Here is a 21,605-nt window from a genome sequence, read left to right on the forward strand (position 1 = left end):
ATTTTCTTCTATCCTATTCATCGCGCGCTTTTTTCCAATCACGAAAAGCGGTGCCGCCGAAAGCCGCGGTTCCTAAAGATTTTTGAGCGTATCCAACAGGAAAGCGTAGAACTTCGCCACCGAAGCGATCTCGACTTTTTCGTCCGGAGAGTGCGGGAAACGCATCGTCGGCCCGATCGAAATCATATCGAGCTTCGGATACTTCGCACCGATAATGCCGCACTCCAACCCGGCATGGATCGCCTTCACCTCCGGCACCTTTCCGAACAACTTCTCGTACCCCGCCTTCATGACATGCAAAATCTTCGAATCAGGATTCGGCGCCCAGCCGTCATAGTCTCCCTGCGCCTCGATCCGGCCGCCGGCCAGCGTCACCACAGCGTCGATCATCGCCACCACCCGTTTCTTGCCATAATTGACCATACACCGCACCATGAACAACAGTTCCGCCTTCCCGTCCCCCATTCCGACACGCGACATGTTGGTCGAAGTCTCGACCAGCCCCGGCACCGTATCGCTCATCCGGATAATCCCGTCCGGCATAGCGGTCAGCGCATCGATAAACCGCTGCCGAAAATCTTCCGTCGCCACCGCCGCCGGTGCCTGCGACTGACGTACCACACCGAACCGAATGCTATCCTCCACATGGGCCAACTCGTGCCGCATCGTCAGTTCGAACTCCCCTGCCGCCTTTTCGAACTCCGCAACCCGATCCGCCGGTACCGCCACCACCGCCTTCGCCTCGCGCGGAATCGCATTCCGCAACCCGCCCGCATCGATCGTCGCGATCCGGGCATACGACTGCTCACGCAGAAACCTGGCCAGCAATTTATTGGCATTTCCCCGCTGCAAAATGATCTCCAGCCCGGAATGTCCCCCCTTGAGCCCCGCAAGCGCAATTTCATACCCCGCATATCCCCCCGGCACCGCCTCCTCCTCGTATTCGAAACGGGCCGTCACATTGACCGCTCCGGCACACCCCACATACAGTTCCCCCTCGTCTTCCGAATCGAGGTTGATAAGGATATCGCCCCGCAACATATCCGTAGCCAGCTGATTGGCTCCCGTCAGCCCCGTCTCCTCGTCTACCGTGAAGAGGCACTCCAGAGCCGGGTGAGGAAGATCGTCCGCCTCCAGAATCGCCAGCATCGCGCTGACCCCCATCCCGTCGTCCGCTCCGAGCGTCGTCCCTTCGGCCGTCACCCAATCGCCGTCCACATAAGGCCGGATGGCATCTTTCTCGAAATCGAACTCCAGGTCGCTGTTCTTCTGCGGCACCATGTCCATATGCGCCTGAAGAATCACCGTCGGATGCCCTTCGTATCCTTTGGCAGCCGCTTTGCGCACCACGATATTACCTATCGTATCCTGCTGATATTCCAGTCCGTGCGTTTGGGCAAAATCAATCACATACTGCCGTATCTTCTCCTCGTACTTCGACGGGTGCGGAATCGAACAAACCTTCGCAAATTGTTTCCACAGAGCTTTCGGCTCCAATTCGGTCATCTCTTTCATGATCTATCGTATTTTTTAGTTCTCCACCTTAAGATTAATACTGCACATCGGTCAGAAACAGTCCGCAAGCCGGCGCCTGTGCACTCGCCTCGGCCCGCGCCCGGCTCTCGATGACGGCGCAAAACTGCGCCGGCGTCAGCTTGCCCCGCCCGACATCCACCAGCGTCCCCACCACAGCCCGCACCATTCCCCTCAGGAAACGATCCGCCGCGATAGTAAAAATCAGCCGATCCCCCTCCGCCTGCCAATTCGCACCGAAAACCGTACACCGCGTCGTTTTGTTGTCCGAATGCAGCTTGGCGAACGAAGCGAAATCCTCGTACCGCAACATCGCCACCGCCGCCGTCTGCATCGCATCCAGATTCAGCGGCTGCGTAATCTGCCAGCAAGTCCCAACCGCAAACGGATCCTTCACCGTCGTAATATAATATTTATACTCCCTCCGTCTGGCATCGAACCGGGCGTGTTTATCGTCCGCCACGGCATAAATTTTCCGCACCCCGATATCTTTCGGCAAAACGCAATTCAAATGATACAAAAACTCCGCCCCCAGCACCAGTTCCGGCTCCGCCTCCGTATCGAGATGAGCCACCGCGAACGCCGCATGCACCCCCGCATCGGTCCGCCCCGCACCGACCACCTCGTGCGGCGCCCCCAGCAGCCGCGACAACCCCTCCTCCAACGTCTCCTGCACCGACGGCGCATTCGGCTGCCGCTGCCAACCGTTGTAAGCCGCTCCGTTATAAGACAATTCGATGAAATAACGCGCCATAATCCTCATTTGTAATAGGGTGCAATATAGCCAAAATTTTCGAAAACCCACCCGCCCCGCACAGAAAAAAGAACGCCCCGCTTGTCGATAGATTTGTAAAGTCATGAAAAATAATTACCTTTGCACGCCCCATAAAGTATGGGAATGGGTCACAACAAACACAGTATTAACAACAAACACGTAGAACAGTGGAGTCATTAAGCTACAAAACTATCTCTGTCAATGCCGAGACCGCTACCAAAGAGTGGTACCTGATCGACGCGACAGATGCAGTGCTCGGGCGGCTCGCGTCGCAGGTGGCGAAAATCCTGCGCGGCAAGAACAAGCCCAGCTACACTCCTCACGTCGACTGCGGCGATAACGTCATCGTTATCAACGCCGACAAAGTGAGACTCACGGGGAAAAAGATGACGGACAAGGTCTATACCCGCCACACCGGATACCCGGGCGGGCAACGGTTTACCACGCCGGCGGAATACCTGGTGAAAAAACCGACCTTCATCATCGAAAAAGCAGTCAAAGGGATGCTGCCCAAGAATCGCCTGGGCGCGGCTATCTTCGGAAACCTGAAGGTCTATGCCGGTGCGGAACACCCCCATGCTGCGCAAACCCCTAAAACCATCCAATTAAACGACATTAAATAATGAGCCAAGAAGTTGTAAACGCAGTCGGTCGCAGAAAATCCGCCGTTGCACGCGTATACCTCACCGCAGGCGGGAGCGGCAAGATCACGATCAACGATCGGTCGCTCGAAACCTACTTCCCGATGGAGATCTTCCAATTCGTCGTGAAACAGCCGTTGCAGGTGACCAACCTCGCTGAAGGCGTCGACGTGAAGATCAACCTCGCCGGCGGCGGGATCAAAGGACAGGCCGAAGCTGCCAGATTGGGCATCTCGCGCTGCCTGATCGAAATGGACGCCGAACTCCGTCCGGAACTGAAAAAGAACGGCTTCCTGACCCGCGACTCGCGCGTGGTGGAACGGAAGAAACCGGGGCGGCCGGGTGCACGCAAACGGTTCCAGTTCAGCAAACGGTAGTTCCCACATACCATTTTGCACGCCTTATGTTACCGGCCCCACTGTCGGCCTAAACGAACGCAGACTACCCATACAGTACTACCGCTTCGTTGCATAAGGCGCGGAAAACCGCTCCGGACTGCTTTTCACCTCAGGCCAGCCATGGCCCCGAGAGCGCTACCGGAACGGTGACGAAAGAGTAAAAACAGATTTTTAAAAAATCGCAAAAATGCCAAGAACAGATTTCAATCAACTCTTAGAGGCCGGCGTTCACTTCGGACACCTCAAACGGAAGTGGAACCCGAAAATGGCTCCCTATATCTTCATGGAAAAAAACGGGATCCACATCATCGACCTCCACAAAACGGCCGTGAAGCTCGACGAAGCCGCTTCGGCGCTCAAACAGATCGCCAAATCGGGCCGCAAAGTCCTCTTCGTGGCTACCAAGAAACAGGCCAAAGAGATTGTTGCTGAAAAAGTTGCCGGCGTGGCTATGCCGTACGTGACCGAACGGTGGCCGGGCGGGATGCTCACCAACTTCCCCACCATCCGGAAAGCCGTCAAAAAGATGGCTACCATCGACAAACTCAACAACGACGGCACCTACGACAACTTCAGCAAACGCGAAAAGTTGCAGATCGCCCGTCAGCGCGCCAAACTCGAAAAGAACCTCGGTTCGATCGCAGACCTCACCAGACTGCCGGCCGCTCTGTTCGTCATCGACGTACAGAAAGAAGCCAACGCCGTGAAAGAGGCCAAACGGCTCAATATCCCGGTGTTCGCCATGGTTGATACTTGTTGTGACCCGACGCATATCGACTACGTGATTCCGGCGAACGACGACGCTTCGAAATCGATCGAAGTGATTCTGGATACCGTCACCTCGGCGATTCAGGAAGGGCTGGCCGAACGCAAGGTAGAGAAAGAAAAAGAGGCTTCGGAAACGGCAACCGCCGGCGCTACGGCGGCAGCCAAGAAAGAACTGCGCCCGCGGACGAAGAAAACGGCAGATACTGCTGATGCGGCTACTCCGGTAGCAGTCGCAGAAACCGAAGCGGAAGCAGTTCTCGAAAACGCTGCGGAATAACTTACTCGGACACACGGTAGATTCACACATACCGAACCAAGAGCGTAAGCGTGCCGGGAGTCTGTGGGACACACACTAAACTCGCGGCACGTAACGTTTATAAACCTTAGAAAAGGAGACTAAAATCATGGAAATCAAAGCGGCAGACGTAGCCAAATTACGTAAAATGACCGGTGCAGGGATGATGGATTGCAAGAAAGCCCTGGCAGAAGCCAATGGCGATTTCGACCGCGCACAGGACATTATCCGCGAAAAAGGGAAACTCGTAGCCAGCAAACGGGCCGATCGCGAAGCGACCGAAGGGGTCGTTGCAGCCAAGCTGACCGACGGGAATACCAAAGGATATATCATCTGTCTGGCTTGCGAAACCGACTTCGTAGCCAAGAACGACGAATTCATCAAGACGGTGAACGAGATGCTCGACATCGCCATCAAAAACGACGTGGCAGATATCGACGCCCTGAAGAGCTTGAAAGTCGGCGCGCAGACCGTTGAAGAGATGGTGACCGAAAAATCGGGCCAGACCGGTGAAAAGATCGAGTTGACCTACTACGCCAAGATCGAAGCTCCGCAGTGTGCAAGCTACGTTCATATGAACAACAAGCTCGGGACGCTGATCGGCTTCAACGCACAGATTCCGGCAGAAGTGGCACACGACGTGGCGATGCAGGCGGCTGCCATGGCACCGATCTCGATCAGCAAAGACGACTGCCCGGCGGATGTACTGGAAAAAGAACGCGAAATCGGTCGCGAACAGGCTCGTCAAGAAGGCAAACCGGAAGCGATGCTCGATAAAATCGCCGAAGGGAAAGTGGGTAAATTCCTCAAGGAATCTACGTTGCTAAACCAGGCTTTGGTGAAAGACAATAAGATGACCGTGGCACAGTTTATCCACAATGCCAATCCGGATGCGACGGTAGTGGCATACAAACGCTTCTCGCTGAACGACTAACGTAAGTTTCGGCTACACACAGCCTTTCTTTCCTTCGGGAGAGAAAGGCTTTTTTATTACCTTTGTTCACCTTCACGCGATTTTCTCATGGCCGAACAGCTGACGATTCCGCAAACCGACGACAGAGCCGAGCTCTACGCCACCCTATCGCCCCAGATAGAGGCATTGGTCGCTCTCGAAAGCGACCCGGTAGCCAATATGGCCAACGTCGCCTCGGTATTGCGAGAGGCATTCGGTTTCTTTTGGGTCGGTTTCTATCGAGTCGTCGGCAACGAACTGGTATTGGGGCCATTTCAGGGCTCCGTAGCATGCAGCCGCATCGGATACGGCAAAGGAGTCTGTGGAACCGCTTGGAAAAAGGCTTCGACCCAGATCGTAGCAGATGTAGATGCCTTTCCGGGACACATCGCATGCAGCTCCGCTTCGCGATCGGAAATCGTCGTTCCGATCTTCGATCGCTCGGGTAAAACGGTTGTCGCCGTATTGGATATCGACAGCGACCGGCTGAACGATTTTTCTGAAATCGATGCGGTCAATCTGGAAAATCTATTGAAGAAAATCGGAAATCGCCTTCAATAAAATGAATCGAATTATCTTATTATTTCTATTACTTACAACCGGTTGTACAACTTCATTTAAACCGAACAATCAATCGATTTTCGTCTCGATCGTTCCACTCAAATACATCGTCGAACAGATCGTTGCGCCGGGGAGTTCTGTCGAAGTACTCGCACCCGAGACCTCCTCGCCGGAAAGCTACGAACCGACCGTGCGACAAATTCAGGCATTGGCGGATGCTCGGGCCTATATCACGACCGGTCTGATCGACTTCGAACAAACCCTGCTGGAAAAAATTCCGGAGGCAGCACCGAAGACGCCCGTATGCAACGTCTCGCAACCGATCGAACTGTTGCATATTGCGCAGTCAGAGAAACATGCGCACGGAGGTATAGATCCGCACATCTGGCTCTCACCGCGACGGGTTGCCGTAATCGGCAAGGAAGTGGCCGATTTTTTGGGAAAACTGGAGCCTGATTCGGCAGCAATCTATCGCCAACGGGCGGAAATTTTCGCCGTCCGGATCGACACCTTGGATCATCGCTTCCAACGGGTGGCACAAAAGGCAAAACGCAAACAATTCGCCATCGGTCACACCGCCCTCACCTATTTCGCCGACGATTACGGGTTGCAACAGATCGCTGTCGAGGCGGATGGGAAAGAGCCGAGCGTCATGAATATCAAACAGTTGGTCGATTCTTTGCAGAAAGCCGATATCCGAACTGTTTTCTTCCAACCCCAAACGAGCGATGCGGCGACACAAGCCATCGTTCGCGAACTGCCGAACGGACGGGCGATCGAATTCGACCCGTTGGCGGCAGAATGGATGGATAATATGTCTCGACTGGCCGACAGCCTGCAAGTAATTCTGAACGAATGACAAACGAACTGCTCCGCATCCATCGGTTAGCCGTCGGATATCCCGGCGAGGCAGCCATCGTCAGCGGTATCGACCTGACGGTCTGCGACCGGGACTACATCGGCGTGATCGGGCCGAACGGCGGCGGAAAAACGACCTTTATCCGCACGCTCACAGGCGGTTTGGCTCCTCTGGCGGGAAAAATCGAGTACGCACGGACGGATTTGCGTATCGGGTATCTACCCCAGATTAAAAATATCGATCGGACATTTCCGATTTCAGTGACGGATATCGTGCTCTCCGGCTTAGCAGCCCGCAAAGGACTATTCGGCCGCTACGGAAAGGCGGATCGGAAACGGGCGCTGGAACTGCTGGAAGAGATCGGCATCGGACGGTTGGCCGGGCGACCGGTCGGAGCGCTGTCGGGCGGCGAGCTGCAACGAGTACTGCTCTGCCGTTCGCTGATCTCCGAACCGCAACTGCTGATTCTGGACGAACCGACCACCTTCGTAGACAATCGGTTCGAAAAAGAGCTGTACGAACTGCTCGCCCGACTGAACGACCGGATGGCGATCATCATGGTTTCACACGACCTGGGAACCATCAGCCGCTATGTGAAAAGCATCGTCTGCATCAACCGATGCTTCCATTACCATCCGTCGAACATCCTGACACAAGAGCAGTTAGCAGAATACGACTGCCCGATCCAATTGATTTCGCACGGGCCCGTACCGCACACCGTACTGACTCGGCATTCGGGTTGCGCATGCAGCACCGAGGCCTCGAAACCGACAACCTCCGAACCGCAATAATGGATTTTATTCAGGAAATTTTCGCCTACCGATTCTTGGGCTACGCAGCCTTGGCCACTTTGCTCTCTGGCATCGCATGCGGGATCGTCGGGACGCACATCGTCTCCCGGAAACTGGTCTTTATGAGCGGCGGCATTACCCACGCTTCGTTCGGTGGGATCGGAATCGCCTACTATTTCGGATTCGCACCGCTGGTCAGCGCCTTATTGTTCGCCGTGGCAGCGGCGGTCGGTATCGAGACCTTCAGCCGGCGGGGAAAAGTCAGCGAGGATGCGGCAACCGGCATTCTCTGGTCGATCGGGATGTCGATCGGCATCATCTTCATCTTTCTCACACCGGGCTATGCACCGAACCTGATGAGCTTTCTGTTCGGCAATATCCTGTTGGTGAATCGAACGGATCTGATCGGATTGGGAATCATGGATGGCATCTTGCTACTGCTGTTCACCGCATGCTATCGGGCGATTCTGTACACGGCCTTCGACCGCGAGTTCGCAGCTTCGCAACGACTGCCGGTCGGCGCGATCGGACACACGATGATGATCCTGATCGCGATTACGATCGTACTGACAATCAAAACTATGGGAATCGTCCTACTGATGTCGCTGCTGACGTTGCCGACGGTTATCGCGGGCATGCTGACACGAAACTACAAACGGCTGACGATCGGTTCCTGTATCGGCGGAACCGTTTCGGTACTGGTCGGACTCTATATCAGTTACGTGGGCAACATTCCGATCGGAGCAGCGGCCATTGCCGTGCTCTCCGCAGCGTTCTGCCTCGTCAAAGCAGGAGTATATATAGGCCGCAAAGCGCGCGCTATTTCACACGGATAATGGTCAATCCGTCTCGCAACGGCACCATGACCTGCTCCACCCGCGGATCGTCGCGTACCATCCGATTGAAGGTCAAGATTCCCTGCGTCTGCCGGTCGTTCTTTTTAGGCAGATCCGCCACTTTCCCGCTCCACAAAACATTGTCGGCCAGTATAATACTCCCTGACCGCACCCAACCTTCCTCCATCAGCATCCGATAGTAATCCGGATATTCGCGCTTATCGGCGTCGATAAAAACCAGATCGAATACCCGCCCCAAAGCCGGCACTACCTCCAACGCCGGCCCGATATGTTGCACGATCCGCTCCCGCAATCCCGCTCGTTCGATATACCTGGCAGCGAAATCCTGCAATTCGTCATCGATTTCGACCGTATGCAACTCCGCCCCCTGGCGCGAGAGTCCCCGTGCCATCGCAATGGCCGAATACCCCGTAAAGGTTCCTAATTCAAGCACATACAACGGATCGACCATTCGCACGAACATCTCCAGCAGAGCCCCCTGCCAATGCCCCGAGAGCATCCGCGGCTGAATCATCCTCAGGTGGGTCTGCCGATCCAGTTCGGCCAATACCGGCTCTTCCGGCGAGATGTGATCGAGGATATAGCGTTCCAATTCCGCCTCCATACCTACTTGTATATCAGAGTATAAAGATTATTTTCAGCGAAGATATCGTTCGCCGTTTCGAGCAGCTCCTCCGCCGTAATCGCCCCGATTTTCGCCGCCACCTCCTCCGCCTTCTCGAAACCGTTGTAAACCAGCACACTCTTGGCTATCCCCAACATCAGGTTTTCGGTATTTTCCGACGACAGAATCCATTGGCCGAGAAACTGCCGTTTCGCCCGAGCCAGCTGCACCGCCGTCAGTTTCGTTTCCCGCAACCGCCACAACTCCGCCCGAACGAGCTCTACGGAGCGTTCCACCTTGTCGCGCTCGCACCCCAGATAGATGGTATAAATCCCGCTGTCGCTATACGGCACATATCCCGCCTCGACATTGTACGTCAGGGCATACTTCTCGCGCAAGAGCATGTTGAGCCGCGACACCGAAGCCGGGCCGCCCAACAGATTGATCAGAAAAGCCAGCCGGAGCCGCCGCTCGTCGTGCAGGTCGTAGCCGTACCCCCCCAACAGGCAATGCGTCTGATAGGTATTCTTGTGCCGCACGACATCGAACTGCGGCTGCCGCTCCGGCGCACGCCGCTCCTCTGCTGTGAAAACACCCCCCTGTGTCGCCTCAAATGGCGCCAAATAGCGTTCGCAAATCTCCCGAAAACGGCTGTGAGGCATCTCCACCGATGCCGAAAAGACGATCCGATCCGGCCGATAATGCCCCGAAACATACTCCACCAACTGCTGCCGCGTCGCCCGCTTCAGGTTCCGCGGCGTGCCCAGAATATTCCGCCCGAGCGGCGAACCGGCAAACAACAACTCCTCGAAATCGTCGAAAATCAACTCCGCCGGTGAGTCTTTATAGGAGTTGATCTCATCAATAATTACCTCCCGCTCCTTGTCGATCTCCCGCGCGTCGAAACGCGACCGGAAAACCATATCCGACAGCAAATCCACCCCTTTCCGACACTCCGACCGCAACAAAGTCGCATGCACCACCGTCTCCTCCTTGGTGGTAAAGGCATTCAACTCGCCCCCCGCATTCTCCAGCAAACTATTGACCCGATAGGCCGACCGTCGGGTCGTCCCCTTGAACAACAGGTGCTCAACCAGGTGCGCCACCCCATGTTGCGCCGCCGCCTCGTCCCGTGTCCCGGCACCGATCGTCAGAGCCAGGTGCGCCACCCGCCCGGCCAGCCTCCCCGGCCGTCGATGGACGCACCGCATCCCGTTCGGCAAGGTGAATGAATCGAACTCTTTTTCCGCCATCAGCCGATCACCTCCTTCAGATAATGCGCCGTATGGCTTCCCACCGCCGCCGGAGCCTCCGCCAACTCTCGCGGCGTACCGGCAAAGAGGAGTCCTCCTCCCGCCTCGCCCCCCTCCGGCCCGAGGTCGATCACCCAGTCGGCACACTTCACGACATCCATATTATGTTCGACCACCACCACCGTATGCCCCTTCTGCATCAACGCTTCAAATGAACGCAGCAACTTCTTGATATCGTGAAAATGAAGCCCGGTGGTCGGTTCGTCGAAAATGAACAACAGCGGTTGCGAGCTATTCTCCTTCAACAAGAACGAAGCCAGCTTCACCCGCTGGCTCTCGCCGCCCGACAAAGTGGACGACGACTGCCCCAGCTTGACATACCCCAATCCGACATCCTGCAACGTCTTGAGCTTCTCGACAATCCGCAGATTGATCTTATCCTGCTCCGCATACCCGCCGAAAAAGTCGATCGCCTCGTCGATACTCATCTCCAGTACATCATAAATCGACTTATCGTGATACCTCACCTGCAAAATCTCGTCCCGAAACCTCCGTCCATTACACGCCTCGCAAACCAGCTCCACATCGGCCATAAACTGCATCTCGACCCGAATCACCCCCTCGCCCTTGCACTCCTCGCACCTCCCGCCGGCAATGTTGAACGAAAAACTCGACGAATCGAATTTATATTGTTTCGCAAGCTGCTGTTCTGCAAATAGTTTTCGGATTTCATCGTAAGCCTTGATATAGGTCACCGGATTCGACCGCAAAGAGCGTCCGATCGGGTTCTGGTCGATCATCTCCACCCCCTTGATCCGCGAAATATCGCCCTCGATGCCATCGAAATCTCCCGGCCGATCGCCCGTCTCGGTCAGCGCACGCCGCAAAGCCGGATAGAGAATACTCTTCACCAGCGACGACTTTCCGCTCCCGCTCACCCCCGTAATACAGGTCATCACCCCCAGCGGAATCTTCACATCGATATTTTTCAGATTATGCTCCCGCGCCCCCTTGATTTCGATATAGCTGTTCCACTTCCTGACCCGCTCCGGCATCTCGATCGCCTCGCGTCCCGTCAGATAACGCACCGTCAGACTCCGATTCTGCTTCCGTTTCGCCGCCGCCTCCATCGCTCCGAACGCCCCCTGGAAAACCACCTCGCCGCCCAAATAACCCGCCATCGGCCCGATATCGACCACCTCGTCCGCCGCCCGAATAATCTCGACATCATGCTCCACCACAATCACCGTATTTCCGAGGTCGCGCAACTGTTTCAGCACCCCGATCAGCTTCTCCGTATCCCGCGGGTGCAGCCCGATACTCGGCTCGTCCAAAATGTAGAGCGACCCGACCAAACTGCTCCCCAGCGACGTGGCCAGATTGATCCGCTGGCTCTCGCCGCCCGACAACGTCGAAGAGAGCCGATCCAACGTCAGATACGAAAGCCCCACATCTTCAAGATATTGCAACCGGCTCCTAATCTCCGTCAACGCCCGCCCGCCGACCTCCGCATCGTGTCCGTCGAGATCCAGATGCGCAAAAAACGCTTTCAACTCGCTCACCGGCATCCGCACCAGTTCGGCGATCGTCCGCCCGCCGACCTGCACATAGAGCGCCTCCGGCCTGAGCCGCGCTCCGCAGCAATCCGGACAGGTTGTCTTCCCCGTATACCGCGAGAGCATCACTCGATACTGAATCTTATAACGCTCCTTTTCCAGGTATTCGAAAAATTCATCCAGCCCGTGAAAATAGCTGTTTCCCCGCCAAAGCAGCCTCCGTTCCTCCTCGCTCAGCTCGTAAAACGGCCGGTGGATCGGAAAGCCGAACTTCGAAGCGTTCATCACCAGCTGCTCCTTCCACCACTTCATCGTTTCGCCCCGCCAACAGACTATGGCATCGTCGTAAATCGTCTTCGACTTGTCCGGAATGACCAAATCTTCGTCGATCCCCACCACACGCCCATAGCCCTCGCAACGCGGACACGCTCCCAACGGATTGTTGAAGCTGAACATATGTTCGAACGGCCGCTGAAACACGATACCGTCCGCCTCGAACCTATTGGAAAACTCCTTGAACTGAATCCACCTATCTCCCTGTTCCCGAGCGGAAAACAAAATCAGCAAACACCGTCCATCCCCCACCTCGAACGCCGTCTGCACCGAATCGAACAGACGACTCCCCCACTCCTTGTCCTCCTCCGCTCCCTCCGGCACGGAAAACCGGTCGACCACCACCGCCAAATCCTCCACGGCATATTGCTCGATCTCCGGCAAAATATCCTGCACGTACTTCACCTCTCCGGAAGCCGACGAACGCAACACCAATCGCTCGAAACCGTCCTTCATCAGCAGCGTCAGCTTTTCGATCACCCCCTGCCCCTCGTGCAACGCCACCGGCGCCGCCACCATCGCCCGAGTCCCGACCGGCGCCGTCGCTGCGGCATCCACCACATCCTGCACCGTATGCGCCTTCACCTCCTCGCCGCTCACCGGCGAATAGGTCTTCCCGATCCGCGCAAACAGCAGCCGCAAGTAATCGTAAATCTCCGTCGTCGTCCCCACCGTCGACCGCGGATTGCGCGTATTGACCTTCTGCTCCACCGCAATCGCCGGAGCGATCCCCGTAATGAAATCGACATCCGGTTTTTCGATCTTCCCCAAAAACTGCCGCGCATAGGCCGACAAGCTCTCCACATACCTCCGCTGCCCCTCCGCAAAAATGGTATCGAACGCCAGGGTAGACTTTCCCGAACCCGACAAACCAGTCACCACCACCAGCTTGTTGTGCGGAATCTTAATCTCTATATCCTTGAGGTTGTGAACCCGGGCGCCCTTTACATGAATATATTGTTCCATTCGATAAGCTCAATTAACTATATACCAACGTCGCAACCGTCGCCTATCGTATAATCTCGATCTGCTCCTGAGCGGTAATCTTTTCACAGTATTTGCACCGCAGAGCCAGCTCTCCATTTCGGGTAAAGACGTCGAATCGCGTCCGGACGTGGGGTTCCTGATTGGTCACACACATCGGATTGCCGCACTTGACAAAGCCTTCGACATGGGTCGGCACCTCGACCACCCGCTTCTCCGCCACCTCGTAATCCCGAATGATATTGATCCGCGCCGACGGAGCCACCAGCGAGATATACCCGATTTCCTCGTCCGCACAATCCTTGTCCGCAATCTTGATAATCGCTTTCGTCCCGATCCGCTTGCTCTGCAAATTGGTCCCGAAGGTCACCTGATGCGTCGTCCAATCCAGCCCCAACAGTTTGATTACCTTGAACAAACTGGTCGGCGGAATGTGGTCGATCACCGTCCCGTTTTCGATCGCGCTGACCTCCAAAACGCCCTTTTTATGATTTTTCCGTTCTTCCGACATGATTACGAATTACTTTAAATGAAACCTCCCAATTATTTGACCCCGAAAAGATAAGCCATAATAGCCATTCGGGTATAAACCCCGTTTTCCGTCTGCTGGAACCAGTAGGCTTTCGGATTGGTGTCCACGTTTGGCGCGATCTCATTGACCCGCGGCAGCGGATGCAGAATCCGCATGTTCGGCTTCGTATCGGCCAGCATGTCGTTGTGCAGGATATAGGCATTCTTCACCCGCTCGTACTCCATCACATCCGAGAACCGCTCGCGCTGCACCCGCGTCATGTAGATGATATCGGCCATCCCCATCCGCTCCATCATATCCGCCGTCTCGTAATACGAAATCCCCCGCTCGTAAAGCTGCATCTTGTATTCCGTCGGCATCTGCAACTCCGGCGGCGAGACGAACGTAAACTCGGCCTTGAAGTGCGACAGCGCCTCCAGTAGCGAATGCACCGTCCGCCCGTACTTCAAGTCTCCCACCATCATGATATTGATATTATCCAACCGCCCCTGCGTCTTGAGGATCGAATAGAGGTCGAGCAGCGTCTGGCTCGGATGCTGATTGGCCCCGTCGCCCGCATTGACCACCGGCACCCGCGACACTTCGCTGGCATAGCGCGCCGCCCCTTCGACCGGATGCCGCATCACGATCATGTCGCAATAGTTCGAAATCACCTTGATGGTATCGTGCAGCGTCTCGCCCTTGGTCACGCTGGTGTTGTTCATGTCCGAAAAGCCGATCACCCGCGCCCCCAGCCGGTTGATCGCGCTCTCGAAACTGAGCCTCGTCCGGGTCGAAGGTTCGAAAAAGAGCGAAGCCACCACCTTGCCGTACAGCAGCCGCTGATCCGGGTTGGCTTCGAAATCGGCCGCCAGCTCCATAATGCGGAGAATATCCTCCTTGGTGAAATCGTGGATCGAAACCAGACTCTGTTTTTCCTTCATAATTTTTGCGCGCTATGATGATAATGAGACATTTACCCCTTCAATTCCCGCCATCCGATCCACCAGCGATCCGGCATCCCGCAACCGAATGGAGAGCCGCATCCGACAAGCGAGGTCGAAATCCTGCCCCAGCACCTCCGGCGCCATCTCCTTGACCACCCGCATCACCTCGTTCATCGCCAGATAAGGAAACTCCACGACGACCTCCCGATTTTCCGTCCGCTCCACCACCTCGGCCGCCGCCAACGCATCGGCCGTCGCCCCCTTATAAGCCGCAATCAGCCCCGGAACGCCCAGTTTGATTCCGCCGAAATACCGCACCACCACGACCAGCACATTCGTCACCCCCCGCGAAAGCAGCTGCCCCAGTATCGGTCGCCCCGCACTCCCGGCCGGTTCGCCGTCGTCGTTAGCCCGAAACCGCACACCGCCCTCCGAAGCCTCGATCCCCAACTGCCACGCATAGCAATGGTGTCGGGCATCGTAATACTCCGTCTTCAGCGCATCGACCAGCGGTTTGATATCGGACTCGGAAAAAACAGGATAGGCAAAGGCCAGAAAACGGCTGCCTTTGTCCTTGTAGAGCCCTTCGGCAGGGGCCGCGATGGTCAGATAAGTATCGCTGTTCACGATCCGGTCGGATTATCTGAACAAAAATAGCCATTCGCCGTCGGATAACCAAGCCGTCGCAGCAGAATAATCGCCCCCGCCGGTCGAGTTTGGTTTTTCCGGAAATAATCCCTACCTTTGCTGTGTTATCAGACACGAATGGATTCCCGGCACCTATTTAGGGTTTCGGGGGTTTATTTTTTTGTCGCATATAAAAAGCAGCATTATGGCAAAAGTGAATTACATAACGGAAGCGGGATTGCGGAAACTGCGCGCCGAGCTGGACGTGCTGAAAGCCGAACGGCCGGTGATTTCGGCCCAGATTGCCGAGGCGAGGGACAAGGGCGACCTGTCGGAAAATGCAGAGTACGACGCGGCCAAGGAGGCGCAGGGGATGCTCGAAATGCGGATCGCCAAGTTGGAGGCGACGATCGCAGGGGCGCGTATTATCGACGAATCGAAACTCAACACCAACACGATTCAGATGCTCAACCGGGTGACGATCAAGAACATCAACCTCGGGAAGACGGTGGAATACACGCTCGTGTCGGAGAACGAGGCCAATTTGAAAGAGGGGAAACTCTCCATCGGCACGCCGATCGCACAGGCTTTGCTGGGCAAGAAACGCGGGGATGTGATCGAGGTGCAGGTGCCGTCGGGCATTCTGAAATTAGAGGTGTTGGATATCTCGATTTAACCTTATATCCTGAATTGGGAATATACAAAAAGCGACCTAAAAAACAGGTCGCTTTTTTCGTTTACTACTCCCCTTCCCCTCCCAAATGCAAAGCCAGCCAGACGCAGTCGAACGACGTTCTGAGTACCCGATGCCTGCGATGTGCTTCGATCAACAGATAATCCCCCGCCTCCAGCTCCGTCACCGAGCCGTCGCCCCACTCCAGCGCAGCCTCGCCCCGAACCACCATCACCCACTCGTCCCACCCCTGATCATACCACTCGCCGTGCTCCTCGCCGAACGACATGATCCGTTCGAGCCTCACCCGCTGTCCGGCCGTCGCAGCCACGGAGAGAAGCGTATCGAACACCTCTCTCCCCTGCTCCTGTGCCGATCCCGGAGGCACGATGCCCCGCTTATCGAAGATATTTCCCATCTCCTCCAAGGTCTACAACCGTTCCCGGAGAATCTCGGCCACCCGTTCCGGCGTGACCTTGCCGGTCTCTCCTAAGTTCCAGCCCCGCTTCCGGAAGCGTTCCACGATGAAATCGATCGTCTCCTGTCCGATTCCGTGCTCCGACAGCCGGGTCTTCATCCCCAGCGCCCGGAAAAACTCATCGGTCTTCACGATCGCCGCCTCCGCCTTCTCCTCCGGCGTCCCCGTCGCGTCCCACACCCGCTCGGCATACTGCACCAGTTTGTCGAACTTCTCGCGCCGCATCACCCGCATCATCCCCGGATAGACGATCGCCAGCGTCACCCCGTGATCCAAGCCGTGGAGAGCCGTCAGCTCGTGTCCGATCATATGCGTAGCCCAATCCTGCGGCACGCCCATAGCGATAAACCCGTTGAGCGCCATGGTCGCCGTCAGCATAAAATTGGCCACCTCATCGTATCGATCATGCCGTTCTACCAGCTTCGGCCCGAGCTCGACCAAGGTCTGCAACAGCCCCTCAGCCCAACGGTCCATCACCATCGCCTGCGTATCGAACGTCAGATACTGCTCCAGCGTATGGGCGAACGAGTCGACGATCCCATTGACGATCTGCCGCTGCGGCAACGAGTAGCAGACCTCCGGATCGAGCACCGAAAAGAGCGGGTAGCACTTCGGGTTATGAAAAGCCAGCTTCTCGTTCAGCTCCTTGCGGGACACGACGGCGCCATTGTTCATCTCCGACCCGGTGGCCGGCAGGGTCAGCACCGTCGCCAACGGCATCGCATCGACCGCTTTCGACGGGTCGAGCAGAAAATCCCACGGATCACCCTCGTACTTCAATGCGGTGGCAATGAATTTCGTCCCGTCGATCACCGACCCGCCGCCGACCGCCAGCAGAAAATCCACCCCCTCGGCACGCGCCAGTTCGACAGCCTTTACCAATGTCTCGTACTGCGGATTGGGTTCGATTCCGCCGAACTCCACCACTCCGCGCCCCTTGAGAGCCGCCGTCACCTGGTCGTACACGCCGTTTCGACGGATACTCCCGCCGCCGTAAGTCATCATGATTTTCGCTCCGGCCGGAATCTCCCGGGCGATGCGAGCGATCGTCCCTTTCCCGAAAATCAGCTTCGTCGGGTTGCAAAACGTAAAATTATTCATCTTCTCAAGCAGTTTATTATTTTCACATCGGCTAATTTAAGATATTTGTACCGAAATACCACGGCTCGCCATGCAAAAACCGACTCTCTCATCCGCGACGACCATCGCCGCTCCGGCCTCCGGTTCGGGCGGAGCGATCGCTCTGATCCGCCTTAGCGGCCCCGAAGCGCTTTCGATCGCCGAAAGCATCTTCTCCAAACCGCTAGCCTCGGCAAAGGGCTACACGGCTCATTTAGGCACCATCGCAGACGGCAAACGGCTATTGGACGAGGCGATCGTCACCGTTTTTCGGGCTCCGCACTCCTACACGGGCGAAGAGATGGTCGAAATCTCGTGCCACGGTTCCACGTACATCGTACAAGAGATTTTAGGACTTCTCGTCCGACGGGGCGCCACGCCGGCCGCAGCGGGAGAGTTCACGCGACGGGCGTTTTTGAACGGCAAACTCGACCTCTCGCAAGCCGAAGCGGTGGCCGACCTGATCGCTTCGGAAAGCGGCGCGGCGCATCGGATCGCCCTGAACCAGATGCGGGGCGGATATGCGGTCGAGTTGGCTGGGCTGCGGGACAAGCTACTGCATATTACATCGTTACTGGAATTGGAATTGGATTTTTCGGAAGAGGATGTGGAGTTTGCCGACCGGAAAGAGTTGCAACAGCTGCTCGCCGACATTCAGGGACGGTGCCGTACACTGGCGGATTCGTTCCGCACGGGCAACATCCTGAAAAACGGTGTTCCGGTAGCCATCGTAGGAGCTCCCAACGCCGGCAAATCGACTCTTCTGAACCGGTTGATCGGCGAAGAGCGGGCGATCGTTTCGGAGGTGGCTGGCACGACGCGGGATTTCATCGAGGAGTCGATCGTGTTGGAGGGAATTCGGTGCCGATTCATCGACACGGCGGGACTGCGCCACACGGACGACCGGATCGAAGCGCTGGGCATCGAACGGGCCAAAGAGCGCATGGCTCGGGCTCAGGTGGTGCTGTTGCTGATTGCCGAACCGTTTTCAGCCGCCGAAGTCCGGAGACAGATAGCAGAACTGGGGCTGTCGCCGGAGCAGCAGCTGATCGTTTTGCTGAACAAGAACGACATTTGGGATACCGCGGACTTGGCGCACGATCTGACAGACTCGGCCCGGGTACTCAGCCTGTCGGCCCGGACGGGAGTGGGTATCGAAGAGCTGAAACAACTGCTTTCGGCAAAATTCGCTCATCGCGGCGAAGCTGACACGCTCATCGTGACAAACGTCCGTCATTATGACGCGCTACTCCGGGCGGAAGATGCTCTGACACGTGCCATAATGGCTTTGGAGAACGGGCTGCCGGCAGATTTGATTAGCGAGGAGATCCGCCAGGTACTTCATCACCTGGGCGAAATCACCGGCGAGATCACGACGGATGACATTCTCGGCAATATCTTCAGCAAGTTCTGCATCGGCAAGTAGGTAGTGATTACCAACGATTAGCATATATCATCAACGATTATTAAGGCGTTCATTGAGAGCGTCTTTCTTTTTAGCCTTACAAGCGATGGTCATCGTTTATAGGGCTTTTCAGCTCATTTTTATACCGCATTTGTTGCTCGCTCGTACACGCTCGAAAATCGGGAGGCAAGGTAGTAGAGAAACTTTACGCCATTTTACACGGTTTTACGGGAATTGACAGAAATAACGGAGAAATAAAGATATTATAACCTAATTAAACGAATTTGCGCTTGGTGCAGTAAAGAGTTTATCGCCCAAAAGACAACAACAGCGCGTTGTTCCAGACAATGCGCTAATGCATTTTTGCGAAAAAAAGCGTAATAAAACAATCAGGGCAAATGATCAAATAGTAGAAAAGAAGATTGAAGAAAAACCTATTGCAAAAACCATTTCTCACAATCACCGAAACTGCGATTTATCTCGAAATAACCCAACCTACCGTTTACGGTTACATTAAACGAGGTGAATTAAAGGTCATTCGATTAAGTTTCAAATACCTTTTGAAGAAAGGAGATATTGATGAGTTATTCAATAATCCGACAGAGTTCCATACTCCGACAAAAGAGAAAGCCCCTATCACCGATTTCTACACCACAGCCGAAGTGAAAGAGAAATACCATGTAAACGAATCAGGATATTTGCAGTAGACAAAAGGAACAACATTCCTCGGACTTTCAATCGTGGCAAAACCTATTGGAGCAAGAAACACATGAACGCTTACTTCTTCAAGAAAACCCCGAACCCCGACATTACCGAATGGTATAGCACCCAAGAAATGCAGGATAAATTCGGCATGACCTTATCTACATCTATGCTCATCCTAAGAACGAGATGGAACGAGAGTTCAACAACGATATGTTGAACAAGGCAGAGGTTATCCGTTGCATCAGGTACAATCGCTCATCAATGAAGAGTTTGGCTTCTTGGATAAGACCAAACAGAAAACCAACTTCCTCACCTACTTCAAGAAGATGTGCCAAAACAAAGACTAGAAATAGGCGTTTGTCTATCAACATTTCTACAATTAAAGGGCAATGTACCTTTGGCGAAGTGAATGTGGACTTGTGCAAGAAGTTCCGTGACCACTCCTTACGACATCCCCGTTCTGAAAGCCGCCTCCTTGCTTGCTTGCCTGACAGGACTACGCATTAGCGATATTCTCAATCTTCAACGGGAAGACTTCGCCATCGCTTCCAACCAAGGCTATTGCTTGCGTATCAGAACACAGAAAACCCAAACGGAAGCGACACTCCCTATCAGCTACAAAACCTACAAGCTGTGCGGTACGCCAGATACTGGTAAGGTTTTCAAAGGCTTGAAGCAGAGTATGATTAACTACCCACTGAAAAACTGGCTCAAAAAGGTACGAATAACGAAACCGATAACCTTTCACGGATTCTGCCACTCCCGCGCAATTTCCCAAAGACACTTATATCCAGACATTTAAACGAGCCCAAAGACACTGACACACAAGAACGCGTTCACTACTACTTAAATATATACCGTCTTACACTATAGTTGGGCAAATATACAGCAGCTATTTTATTATCGTAGGATGTGTACCATTGTTATAGGAGCCATCTATCTCAACCTACAAATAACTGGTTTCCAAAACCTAGTAACTTTTACCATTCGCCCTATTCCCTTTCACGTCCCAAAGCGTTTTCAAAACACTCTGCTTGCAACAGAACTGTGCCGCAGTCCCGTTGATTGTCACCCGTCCCATAATGGGGACAATACCGTTCTTCTCCTTGCTGCCGTTCACGTAGAACAGCACACTGAATGTGCTGATTGCCATACTCGTTTTCTTTGATTGCAAAGTTAATTATCAACGAGTTAGACCTTGTAAGCCAAACACAGCCACACATAGAAAATGTCAGTGCCACGTGTTAAAAATCGCATTTCAGCGGGTAATGATTGGAAAACCCGACCGCTTCATAAATCCGTTTTCCTTTGCATTACTCCGTTTTTTCGTCTGTCTTCTTTTGTCTTCACCAACACCTTATTAATAGGCATTACGAAGACTTTTCGCCCTTTTTCTTAGCCTTTTTCAGAGATTTTCATTAATTTCGCCATTGACAATGAGTGCTCTTAAGTATGTATACCCAGACATACTTAACAAGCGTTTCTTACGCTTTGTTCTTCATGTAGAAACCTGACAGTTTCAATATCGAAGTCAAACACGAGACAATAGAAGACACCCATACGTTATGTCATGCGAATTGTCATGCTTGCAAATGTGGGGATGTGTCATATATCATACATCGTGGGTATCTGATGTTGCTCATCCAACTTCGATGGGCAATGTCAGAGTGACTATCTACGGAAAAATGCCTATAAATTTGTGTGGGCAAGATAGGTAAAGACAAAGCCCAGCGTGAGAGATATGATTCACAACAAGTGCACGGAAGCGTTGAGCTTGAGTCAAAATATTCGAGTTGTCCTTATTGCAAGAGCAAACAATTTCATTTTTGCTCTTGTGGATTCGTCATATGCTGACACGGACAAAGAGTGGTTACTCGTCTGTCTTGTGGACAGCTTGGCGAGATAACATCAGTACCATCAGTTGAACTTTACGGAGTAGGATTTAATAGCAATGACAGAACTCAAGAAAGGAGATAAAAT

The 21,605-nt window shown here is 54.4% G+C and carries 21 protein-coding genes and 2 pseudogenes; 12 read left to right on the top strand and 11 right to left on the bottom strand.

What is annotated here, in order from left to right:
- Positions 1–72 precede the first annotated feature (72 nt).
- Positions 73–1,515 carry an aminoacyl-histidine dipeptidase gene (locus ACTO3O_RS00475; RefSeq protein WP_297830392.1) on the bottom strand — a complete coding sequence of 481 codons (1,443 nt, stop codon included), beginning with the start codon at positions 1,513–1,515 and terminating at the stop codon, positions 73–75.
- Between the two features lie 34 nt (positions 1,516–1,549).
- Positions 1,550–2,287, bottom strand: a complete 738-nt coding sequence (gene truA, locus ACTO3O_RS00480; protein WP_294591177.1) for a tRNA pseudouridine(38-40) synthase TruA — start codon at positions 2,285–2,287, stop codon at positions 1,550–1,552.
- A gap of 188 nt (positions 2,288–2,475) precedes the next feature.
- On the opposite strand from truA, the gene rplM reads away from it, so the two are divergent.
- The 8 genes from rplM to ACTO3O_RS00520 all read left to right on the top strand — a co-directional run bounded on the left by rplM (position 2,476) and on the right by ACTO3O_RS00520 (position 8,409).
- Entirely contained in the window at positions 2,476–2,931 is a 456-nt protein-coding gene (gene rplM, locus ACTO3O_RS00485; RefSeq protein WP_294591175.1) for a 50S ribosomal protein L13, read from the top strand.
- Positions 2,931–3,326: a 30S ribosomal protein S9 gene (gene rpsI / locus ACTO3O_RS00490; protein WP_297830395.1), complete on the top strand. Its 396-nt coding sequence runs from the start codon at positions 2,931–2,933 to the stop codon at positions 3,324–3,326. Before rplM ends, rpsI begins: the two co-directional genes overlap by 1 nt.
- A 208-nt stretch (positions 3,327–3,534) precedes the next feature.
- Positions 3,535–4,392 carry a 30S ribosomal protein S2 gene (rpsB, locus tag ACTO3O_RS00495; RefSeq protein WP_297830397.1) on the top strand — a complete coding sequence of 286 codons (858 nt, stop codon included), beginning with the start codon at positions 3,535–3,537 and terminating at the stop codon, positions 4,390–4,392.
- A gap of 127 nt (positions 4,393–4,519) precedes the next feature.
- Positions 4,520–5,344, top strand: a complete 825-nt coding sequence (tsf, locus tag ACTO3O_RS00500; protein ID WP_297624762.1) for a translation elongation factor Ts — start codon at positions 4,520–4,522, stop codon at positions 5,342–5,344.
- An 87-nt stretch (positions 5,345–5,431) separates the two neighbouring features.
- On the top strand, positions 5,432–5,923 hold the full coding sequence (locus ACTO3O_RS00505) for a GAF domain-containing protein (protein WP_297830399.1): 492 nt from the start codon (positions 5,432–5,434) through the stop codon (positions 5,921–5,923).
- A gap of 1 nt (position 5,924) precedes the next feature.
- Entirely contained in the window at positions 5,925–6,782 is an 858-nt protein-coding gene (locus ACTO3O_RS00510; protein WP_297830401.1) for a metal ABC transporter solute-binding protein, Zn/Mn family, read from the top strand.
- On the top strand, positions 6,779–7,573 hold the full coding sequence (locus tag ACTO3O_RS00515) for a metal ABC transporter ATP-binding protein (RefSeq protein ID WP_297830403.1): 795 nt from the start codon (positions 6,779–6,781) through the stop codon (positions 7,571–7,573). Before ACTO3O_RS00510 ends, ACTO3O_RS00515 begins: the two co-directional genes overlap by 4 nt.
- Positions 7,573–8,409, top strand: coding sequence for a metal ABC transporter permease (locus ACTO3O_RS00520; RefSeq protein WP_297830405.1), 837 nt, complete (start codon positions 7,573–7,575; stop codon positions 8,407–8,409). The genes ACTO3O_RS00515 and ACTO3O_RS00520 overlap by 1 nt, the downstream gene beginning before the upstream one ends.
- On the opposite strand, the gene ACTO3O_RS00525 is transcribed toward ACTO3O_RS00520, so the two are convergent.
- The 6 genes from ACTO3O_RS00525 to ACTO3O_RS00550 are packed head-to-tail and all read right to left on the bottom strand — an operon-like array spanning position 8,393 to position 15,245.
- The gene (locus ACTO3O_RS00525; RefSeq protein ID WP_297830407.1) at positions 8,393–9,034 is read right to left on the bottom strand and encodes an O-methyltransferase; all 642 of its coding nucleotides are present in this window, start codon (positions 9,032–9,034) and stop codon (positions 8,393–8,395) included. The two genes, ACTO3O_RS00520 and ACTO3O_RS00525, sit on opposite strands and share 17 nt — an antisense overlap.
- A gap of 2 nt (positions 9,035–9,036) precedes the next feature.
- On the bottom strand, positions 9,037–10,287 hold the full coding sequence (locus ACTO3O_RS00530; protein WP_297830409.1) for a M16 family metallopeptidase: 1,251 nt from the start codon (positions 10,285–10,287) through the stop codon (positions 9,037–9,039).
- Positions 10,287–13,142, bottom strand: coding sequence for an excinuclease ABC subunit UvrA (uvrA, locus tag ACTO3O_RS00535; RefSeq protein ID WP_298080522.1), 2,856 nt, complete (start codon positions 13,140–13,142; stop codon positions 10,287–10,289). The genes ACTO3O_RS00530 and uvrA overlap by 1 nt, the downstream gene beginning before the upstream one ends.
- Before the next feature lie 43 nt (positions 13,143–13,185).
- Positions 13,186–13,671: an aspartate carbamoyltransferase regulatory subunit gene (gene pyrI / locus ACTO3O_RS00540; RefSeq protein WP_297829558.1), complete on the bottom strand. Its 486-nt coding sequence runs from the start codon at positions 13,669–13,671 to the stop codon at positions 13,186–13,188.
- 32 nt (positions 13,672–13,703) lie between these two features.
- On the bottom strand, positions 13,704–14,615 hold the full coding sequence (pyrB, locus tag ACTO3O_RS00545; protein WP_297829561.1) for an aspartate carbamoyltransferase: 912 nt from the start codon (positions 14,613–14,615) through the stop codon (positions 13,704–13,706).
- 12 nt (positions 14,616–14,627) lie between these two features.
- Positions 14,628–15,245 (bottom strand): IMPACT family protein, encoded by a 618-nt coding sequence (locus ACTO3O_RS00550; protein WP_297829564.1) that lies wholly within the window; start codon positions 15,243–15,245, stop codon positions 14,628–14,630.
- Positions 15,246–15,450: 205 nt separating this feature from the next.
- Between ACTO3O_RS00550 and greA the strand changes: the two genes are divergently transcribed.
- On the top strand, positions 15,451–15,921 hold the full coding sequence (gene greA / locus ACTO3O_RS00555; protein ID WP_294591150.1) for a transcription elongation factor GreA: 471 nt from the start codon (positions 15,451–15,453) through the stop codon (positions 15,919–15,921).
- 64 nt (positions 15,922–15,985) lie between these two features.
- Here the strand turns inward: greA and ACTO3O_RS00560 are convergent, their stop codons facing one another.
- Together ACTO3O_RS00560 and ACTO3O_RS00565 are read right to left on the bottom strand one after the other, a co-directional pair.
- Positions 15,986–16,336: a cupin domain-containing protein gene (locus ACTO3O_RS00560; protein ID WP_297829567.1), complete on the bottom strand. Its 351-nt coding sequence runs from the start codon at positions 16,334–16,336 to the stop codon at positions 15,986–15,988.
- Between the two features lie 12 nt (positions 16,337–16,348).
- Positions 16,349–17,497, bottom strand: a complete 1,149-nt coding sequence (locus ACTO3O_RS00565; RefSeq protein WP_297829570.1) for an iron-containing alcohol dehydrogenase — start codon at positions 17,495–17,497, stop codon at positions 16,349–16,351.
- A 70-nt stretch (positions 17,498–17,567) separates the two neighbouring features.
- Here ACTO3O_RS00565 and mnmE point away from each other — a divergent pair, with 70 nt between their 5' ends.
- The 3 genes and pseudogenes from mnmE to ACTO3O_RS00580 all read left to right on the top strand — a co-directional run.
- Positions 17,568–18,941, top strand: a complete 1,374-nt coding sequence (gene mnmE, locus ACTO3O_RS00570) for a tRNA uridine-5-carboxymethylaminomethyl(34) synthesis GTPase MnmE (protein WP_297829572.1) — start codon at positions 17,568–17,570, stop codon at positions 18,939–18,941.
- A 401-nt stretch (positions 18,942–19,342) separates the two neighbouring features.
- On the top strand, positions 19,343–19,627 hold the full coding sequence (locus tag ACTO3O_RS00575; RefSeq protein ID WP_297829574.1) for a helix-turn-helix domain-containing protein: 285 nt from the start codon (positions 19,343–19,345) through the stop codon (positions 19,625–19,627).
- A gap of 184 nt (positions 19,628–19,811) precedes the next feature.
- A pseudogene (locus ACTO3O_RS00580) lies at positions 19,812–20,424 on the top strand (site-specific integrase); the annotation flags it as partial.
- 177 nt (positions 20,425–20,601) lie between these two features.
- Here the strand turns inward: ACTO3O_RS00580 and ACTO3O_RS00585 are convergent.
- Positions 20,602–20,778 (bottom strand): annotated as a pseudogene (locus tag ACTO3O_RS00585) (Arm DNA-binding domain-containing protein); the annotation flags it as partial.
- Positions 20,779–21,605: the final 827 nt, after the last annotated feature.

This window comes from Rikenella sp. (genome assembly GCF_056799795.1).

Excerpts from the sequence above, each read along its gene's own strand:
- ACTO3O_RS00475 (WP_297830392.1), bottom strand. The coding sequence starts at position 1,515 with ATGAAAGAGATGACCGAATTGGAGCCGAAAGCTCTGTGGAAACAATTT.
- truA (WP_294591177.1), bottom strand. The coding sequence starts at position 2,287 with ATGGCGCGTTATTTCATCGAATTGTCTTATAACGGAGCGGCTTACAAC.
- rpsI (WP_297830395.1), top strand. The coding sequence starts at position 2,931 with ATGAGCCAAGAAGTTGTAAACGCAGTCGGTCGCAGAAAATCCGCCGTT.
- rpsB (WP_297830397.1), top strand. The coding sequence starts at position 3,535 with ATGCCAAGAACAGATTTCAATCAACTCTTAGAGGCCGGCGTTCACTTC.
- tsf (WP_297624762.1), top strand. The coding sequence starts at position 4,520 with ATGGAAATCAAAGCGGCAGACGTAGCCAAATTACGTAAAATGACCGGT.
- ACTO3O_RS00505 (WP_297830399.1), top strand. The coding sequence starts at position 5,432 with ATGGCCGAACAGCTGACGATTCCGCAAACCGACGACAGAGCCGAGCTC.
- ACTO3O_RS00510 (WP_297830401.1), top strand. The coding sequence starts at position 5,925 with ATGAATCGAATTATCTTATTATTTCTATTACTTACAACCGGTTGTACA.
- ACTO3O_RS00515 (WP_297830403.1), top strand. The coding sequence starts at position 6,779 with ATGACAAACGAACTGCTCCGCATCCATCGGTTAGCCGTCGGATATCCC.
- ACTO3O_RS00520 (WP_297830405.1), top strand. The coding sequence starts at position 7,573 with ATGGATTTTATTCAGGAAATTTTCGCCTACCGATTCTTGGGCTACGCA.
- ACTO3O_RS00525 (WP_297830407.1), bottom strand. The coding sequence starts at position 9,034 with ATGGAGGCGGAATTGGAACGCTATATCCTCGATCACATCTCGCCGGAA.
- ACTO3O_RS00530 (WP_297830409.1), bottom strand. The coding sequence starts at position 10,287 with ATGGCGGAAAAAGAGTTCGATTCATTCACCTTGCCGAACGGGATGCGG.
- uvrA (WP_298080522.1), bottom strand. The coding sequence starts at position 13,142 with ATGGAACAATATATTCATGTAAAGGGCGCCCGGGTTCACAACCTCAAG.
- pyrI (WP_297829558.1), bottom strand. The coding sequence starts at position 13,671 with ATGTCGGAAGAACGGAAAAATCATAAAAAGGGCGTTTTGGAGGTCAGC.
- pyrB (WP_297829561.1), bottom strand. The coding sequence starts at position 14,615 with ATGAAGGAAAAACAGAGTCTGGTTTCGATCCACGATTTCACCAAGGAG.
- greA (WP_294591150.1), top strand. The coding sequence starts at position 15,451 with ATGGCAAAAGTGAATTACATAACGGAAGCGGGATTGCGGAAACTGCGC.
- ACTO3O_RS00560 (WP_297829567.1), bottom strand. The coding sequence starts at position 16,336 with ATGGGAAATATCTTCGATAAGCGGGGCATCGTGCCTCCGGGATCGGCA.
- ACTO3O_RS00565 (WP_297829570.1), bottom strand. The coding sequence starts at position 17,497 with ATGAATAATTTTACGTTTTGCAACCCGACGAAGCTGATTTTCGGGAAA.
- mnmE (WP_297829572.1), top strand. The coding sequence starts at position 17,568 with ATGCAAAAACCGACTCTCTCATCCGCGACGACCATCGCCGCTCCGGCC.